Here is a 6,074-nt window from a genome sequence, read left to right as displayed (position 1 = left end):
TATTACGCCTTTCAGAGTCCTTAAATCCTAGCCACCGCCGTGCCGATGCCCTTGTCGGTGAAGATTTCGAGCAGGCAGGCGTGCTCCATGCGGCCGTCGATGATGTGGGTCTTGGCGACCCCTTCTTCGACGGCGTCGAGGCAGCAGTTGACCTTGGGGATCATGCCGCCGGAGATGGTGCCGTCGTTGATCAGGTCGGGAACCCGCATTATGTCGATGGTGGAGATCAGTTTGCCCTGCTTGTCCTTGACCCCCTCGACATCGGTGAGCAGGATCAGCTTTTCGGCGCGCAGGGCGCCGGCCACCTTGCCGGCCACCAGGTCGGCGTTGATGTTGTAGGTTTCACCGTTCAAGCCGACGCCGATGGGCGCGATGACCGGGATGAAATTGTTTTTTTCCAGCGCGTCGATGATCGCCGGGTTGACCTTTTCAACTTCGCCGACCAGGCCGATATCGATGATCTCGGGGGTCAGGGTGTCGGGGTTGACCGCGGTCATCTCCATCTTGCGGGCGGTCAGCAGGCCTCCGTCCTTGCCGGTCAGGCCGACCGCGCGGCCGCCGTGGCGGTTGATGTTGGCGACGATCTCCTTGTTGACCTTGCCCCCCAGCACCATCTCGACCACGTCCATGGTGGCGCTGTCGGTGACCCGCATCCCCTGGACGAAGTAGCTCTGGATGTTCATCGCTTTGAGCACCTGGCCGATCTGCGGGCCGCCACCGTGGACCACCACCGGGTTAAGGCCGATGTATTTCATCAGGATGATGTCCTGGGCGAAGGATTCTTTGAGCCGTTCCTCGACCATGGCGTTGCCGCCGTACTTGATGACGATGGTTTTGTTGGCGAACCGCTTGATGTAGGGGAGCGCTTCGGTCAGGACTTTGGCTTTATTGATGATGTCTTGCATGGCAAAAACCTGTAATTGGTGATTAGTGATTGGTGATTAGTTAAGGCGTGTGATGGTTTTTGGATTTAACCAATGACTAATCACCAGCAACCAATCACCGCAGTTATCAAAGTATATACCGCGACAGATCCTCATCCTTGACGATCTCGGCCAGCCGCTGGTTCACGTAGGGGGCGTCGATGGTGATGGTTTTATCCTTGCTCTCCGGCGCGTCGAAGGAGAGGTCTTCGAGCAGCTTTTCCATGATCGTATGCAGCCGGCGGGCGCCGATGTTCTCGGTGCGCTCATTGACCACGGCGGCGGTGCGGGCGATTTCGTGAATGCCGTCGACGGTAAAATTGAGTTCGATCCCTTCGGTGTGCATCAGTGCGGCATATTGGCAGGTCAGGGCGTTCTTCGGCTCGCTCAGGATGCGCACGAACTCTTCTTCGCCGAGGCTGTCCAGCTCGACCCGGATCGGGAAGCGTCCCTGCAGTTCGGGGATCAGGTCCGACGGCTTGGAGACGTGGAAGGCACCGGCCGCGATGAAGAGCACGTGATCGGTCTTGACCGGTCCGTACTTGGTATTCACCGTGCTCCCCTCGACGATGGGGAGGATGTCGCGCTGCACCCCCTCGCGTGAGACCTCGGGGCCGTGTCCTCCCTCGCGGCTGGCGATCTTGTCGATTTCGTCGATGAAGATGATGCCGCTCTGCTCGGTGCGTTCCTTGGCCAGGGTATGCACCTTGTCCATGTCGACCAGCTTTTCGGCCTCTTCGTTGATCAGCTGTTCCTTGGCCTCGGCCACTTTCATGCGCCGGCGCTTGGTCTTTTTGGGAAACAGGTTGCCGAACATCTCCTTGAAGTTGATCCCCATCTCTTCGGAACCCTGAGGGGTGAGGACCTCCATCATCGGCATCTTGACTTCCTGGGTCTCGATCTCGACGAAGCGGTCGTTGAGCTCGCCCATGCGCAGCAGCTTGCGCAGCTTGTCGCGGGTCGAGCCGGTATCAGAGCCGTCGACCGCGTGTTTTTCGCCGGGCAGCAACAGGTCGAGCAGGCGCTCTTCGGCGTGATCCTCCGCCTTGATCCGCACCGCCTGGGCTTCTTCCTGCTTGACCATGATGATGGCCAGCTCAACCAGGTCGCGCACCATGCTTTCGACGTCGCGGCCGACATAACCGACCTCGGTGAACTTGCTGGCTTCGACCTTGACGAAGGGGGCCTGGGCGAGCTTGGCCAGGCGGCGGGCGATCTCGGTCTTGCCGACCCCGGTGGGGCCGATCATGATGATGTTTTTCGGCGCGATTTCGTCGCGCAGTTCGGCCGGTACCTGCTGACGGCGCCAGCGGTTGCGCAGGGCGACGGCGACGGCGCGCTTGGCCCCTTTCTGGCCGACGATATAGCGGTCGAGCTCGGATACGATTTCCCGTGGGGTGAAGTTGTTCACGGCAAAGCCTCCACGAGGATGTTGTCGTTGGTGTAGATACAGATGCCGGCGGCGATGTGCATGGCCTGCTCGGCGATCTCTTTGGCCGGCAGCTCCGAATGGTTCAGCAGGGCACGGGCCGCAGCCAGGGCAAAGGGGCCGCCGGAGCCGATGGCGGCAACGCCGTCATCCGGTTCGATGACGTCCCCGGAGCCGGAGAGGACCAGGGTGGTCTCGACGTTGGCCACGATCAGCAGCGCTTCCAGCTTGCGCAGGATGCGGTCGGTGCGCCAGTCCTTGGCCAGGGCGACCGCCGCCCGGGGGAGGTTGCCGCGGTATTCCTGCAGCTTGGCGTCGAATTTCTCGAACAGGGTGAAGGCGTCGGCGGTGCTGCCGGCGAACCCGGCCAGCACCCGGTCTTCGTACATCCGCCGCAGCTTGCGGGCGCCGTGCTTCATCACCGTGTTGCCGAGGGTCACCTGGCCATCTCCCGCCAGGGCGATTTCGTTGTTTTTGCGAACGCAGACGATGGTTGTGCCACGAAACATGGGCGCCCTCCTGCCGCTTCGGCAGTCCTTTTTAACGAAAAGAAAAATGCGATCAATATATCACAGGCATTGCGACATGAAAAAGAAAAATGCCGCACTACGGGCTGTAGCCCCGAGAGTGACGGCATTTTCCCGTTTTTTCGGTCTGGGTTCAGCTGTTGGGGAGTTCGATAGTGGCGACGGTCCCTTCGTCCGGGGTGCTTTCGAGCAGCAGCCGGCCGCCATGGCTGTTGATGAACTGGCGGGCATAGAAGAGCCCCAGGCCGAAGCCGCGGATCTGGCCGGTGTGGTCAGGGTCGACTTGGTAAAACTTTTCAAAAACCTTGGGCAGTTCGTCGGCGGGGATCCCCTGGCCGGTGTCTTGAATGATCAGCCGCACCGCCTTGTTGGTCACTTCGCCGATCAGGTTGATCGTGCCGCCCGTTGGGGTGAACTTGATGGCGTTTTCGAGGACCGCCCGCAGGGCGAAGCTGATCCGTTTGCGGTCGAGAGCCATCTCGGGGAAATCATCTTCGAACACCGAGGTGAGCGCGACCCCCTTGTTGAGGGCGGAATAGTGAAGGTCGCCGGCCACGCTCTGGGTGATGTCCCGCAGGTTGCAGGGCGATAGCTCGGGGGGGCCTTCGCGCAGGATGACTTCACTGTAGAAGAGCAGATCCTTGATCAGGTAACCGAGGTACTTTGACTCGTCCAGGATCAGCGCCAGGGTTTGCTGATAGGTCGGGTCGTTGGGGTCGCCGAATCCGCGGGAAAGGTTCTGGATGAAGAGGGAGATGGCGGTGATCGGGGTTTTCAGCTTGTGGGAAACCAGGCCGAGAAATTCGGACTTGAGCTTGTCGAGGCGCTTGAGGTGGAGCAGTTCCTCTTTAAGGGTCTTTTTTTCCAGCACCTTGTCGATGGTGGTTTTCAGCTGCAGCAGGTTGATCGGTTTGGAGATGAAATCGTCGGCGTCCGCCTTGAGGGCCCGCAGGATGACATCCTTGTCGGCATAACCGGTCATGATGACAACGACCTGGTTCGGGGTCTTTTCCTTGACCTTCTTGAGCAGATCGAGTCCGTTGACCCGCGGCATCATGACATCGGCCAGCACGACGTCGACCCGTTCGTGGTCGAGGATGCTGAGCGCCTGCTCGCCGTCTTCGGCCTGGATAATCCGGTACCCTTTGAGTGCCCTGGCGCACAGGTCGCGTATCACCGACTCGTCGTCGACGATCAGGATGGTTCGTCCTTCCATCTCCTGCTGCAGCTGTGGCTGGCTCTCAAGGTTGAGTTTCACTGGCATTCCCCGTTGGTTATATCAATGAAATGAATAATGTAAAACCAGAACAAAAGGCAGCGCAAAGCGCAGAGACGCAGAATATTGCCAAGACCAATCGGACCGTTCGGTCTCTGTCGCTTTGCGTCCCCGCGTTTTTTAAGGCGGTTTTTGGGGCAGTTTGCGGCCCACAACTCTTTAATTCAGTTTCCCTGCAAGGCGGCGCAGATCACCTCTTTGGCGCCGCCAAGGGCCGCGGCAAGGTTTTCCGGTTGACTGCCGCCGGCCTGGGCCAGATCGGGGCGGCCGCCCCCTTTGCCGCCTACCTGCTCGGCGAGGACGCGGATGATATTGCCGGCGTGCAGGCGTCCGGTGAGATCCTTGGTGACCGCAACCAGCAGGCTGGCCTTGTCATCGGCCTTGCAGCCGAGCACCACCACCCCGGACTGCAGCCGGTCACGGAGCTGGTCGGCCATTTCCCGCAGCCCCTTGGCGTCGCTGCCGGTAATTTCCACTGCCAGCAGCTTGACCCCGGCGGCGTCCTGGATTTGGCTGAGAAGTTCACCGGCCTGGCCGGCGTTCAGCCGCCCCTGCAGCATTTCAATTTCACGTTCCATTTCGCGCTGCCGCTCAAGCAGTTTCTGCAGGCGGGCCTGCAGCTGGGGGCGGTCGCTCTTGAGCAGGGCGGCCATCTGGTCCATGGATTTTTCTTCGCTCTGGACGATGGCCAGGGCCCGCGCCCCGGTAGCGGCTTCGATGCGGCGAACGCCGGCGGCAATGCCGGTTTCCTGCAGGATCTTGAACAGTCCGATGTCGCCGGCGGCCCTGGCGTGAGTGCCTCCGCAGAGTTCCATGCTGAATTCGCCGACCCGCACGACCCGTACCCGGTCACCGTATTTTTCGCCGAACAGGGCGGTAGCCCCGGCGGCGATCGCTTCTTCATTGTCCATCTCGGTGCTGTCGACCGCCTGGTTTTCGCGGATGCGGCGGTTAACCTCGACCTCTACCCGGGCGATTTCCTCGGCGGTCATGGCCGAGAAATGGGTGAAGTCAAAACGCAGCCGGTCGGGGGTGACCAGCGAGCCGGCCTGCTTGACATGGTCGCCGAGCACATCGATCAGCACCGCCTGCAGGATGTGGGTCGCCGTGTGGTTGAGAGCTGTGGCCTGGCGGGTCGCCTCGTCCACCTGAAGTTCAGCTGTATCCCCCTTGCGCAGGGTGCCCTTGCCGACCTTGACCAGGTGCACCGGCAGCTCAGGCAGCGGCTTGCGGGTTTCGATGACGTCAAGCTCGGCGTTGGCGGTGAGGATCCTTCCCCGGTCGCCGGCCTGGCCGCCCGATTCGCCGTAGAAAGGGGTCTGGCTGGTGATGATTTCGACCTGGTCGCCGGCCTCGGCCGCATCGACCGGTTGCCCGTCCTTGAGGATCGCGGTCACCGTGCCGTGGCTGGTGGTTCCGTGATAGCCGGTGAATTCGCTCTGCAGTCCGGCTTCAAGAAGCTTACGGTAGACGGCCGCCACCGCTTCCTCGCCGGAGCCCTTCCAGTTTTCCCGCGCCTTCTTGCGCTGCCGTTCCATGCAGGCGTCGAAGCCGGCTTCGTCAAGGGTGTAGCCGTCCTTCTCGACGATGTCGGCGGTCAGGTCGACCGGGAAGCCGAAGGTGTCGTAGAGGCGGAAGACCACGTCGCCGGGGATGATGGTCTGCTGTTGCGACTTCAGCTTGGCGATTTCGTCGGAAAGGATGCGCAGGCCGTTATCGAGGGTCTGGATGAAGCGCTCTTCCTCATTTTTCACCACCTTGGCGACGAAATCCCTGCGTTTGGCCTCTTCCGGGTAGGCGTCGGCCATCGACTCGAGCACGAAGACGGCGCTTTGGAACAGGAGCGGTTCCTCGCAGCCGAGCATCTTGGCATGGCGCATGGCCCGGCGCATGATCCGGCGCAGCACGTAGCCGCGCCC

The 6,074-nt window shown here is 61.2% G+C and carries 5 protein-coding genes; all 5 read right to left on the bottom strand.

Annotated features, from left to right (window positions below; genetic code table 11):
- Positions 1 to 20 precede the first annotated feature (20 nt).
- Positions 21 to 905, bottom strand: a complete 885-nt coding sequence (gene argB, locus ABYV89_RS13510) for an acetylglutamate kinase (RefSeq protein ID WP_432823471.1) — start codon at positions 903 to 905, stop codon at positions 21 to 23.
- Positions 906 to 1,011: 106 nt separating this feature from the next.
- Positions 1,012 to 2,334 carry an ATP-dependent protease ATPase subunit HslU gene (gene hslU / locus ABYV89_RS13505; protein ID WP_432823470.1) on the bottom strand — a complete coding sequence of 441 codons (1,323 nt, stop codon included), beginning with the start codon at positions 2,332 to 2,334 and terminating at the stop codon, positions 1,012 to 1,014.
- Positions 2,331 to 2,861, bottom strand: a complete 531-nt coding sequence (gene hslV / locus ABYV89_RS13500) for an ATP-dependent protease subunit HslV (RefSeq protein WP_432823469.1) — start codon at positions 2,859 to 2,861, stop codon at positions 2,331 to 2,333. Before hslV ends, hslU begins: the two co-directional genes overlap by 4 nt.
- Positions 2,862 to 3,012: 151 nt before the next feature.
- Entirely contained in the window at positions 3,013 to 4,137 is a 1,125-nt protein-coding gene (locus ABYV89_RS13495) for a response regulator (protein ID WP_432823468.1), read from the bottom strand.
- A gap of 182 nt (positions 4,138 to 4,319) precedes the next feature.
- The coding region (gene alaS, locus ABYV89_RS13490) for an alanine--tRNA ligase (protein ID WP_432823467.1) at positions 4,320 to 6,074 on the bottom strand (1,755 nt) is incomplete at its 5' end.

It is taken from the genome of Trichloromonas sp., from assembly GCF_041583255.1.
In the GTDB taxonomy this organism is placed as follows: domain Bacteria; phylum Desulfobacterota; class Desulfuromonadia; order Desulfuromonadales; family Trichloromonadaceae; genus Trichloromonas.
This window is presented reverse-complemented; position numbering and strand designations above follow the sequence as displayed.

What these genes read in the sequence shown, in the direction of transcription:
- argB (WP_432823471.1), bottom strand. Translation starts at nt 905, where the DNA reads ATGCAAGACATCATCAATAAAGCCAAAGTCCTGACCGAAGCGCTCCCC.
- hslV (WP_432823469.1), bottom strand. Translation starts at nt 2,861, where the DNA reads ATGTTTCGTGGCACAACCATCGTCTGCGTTCGCAAAAACAACGAAATC.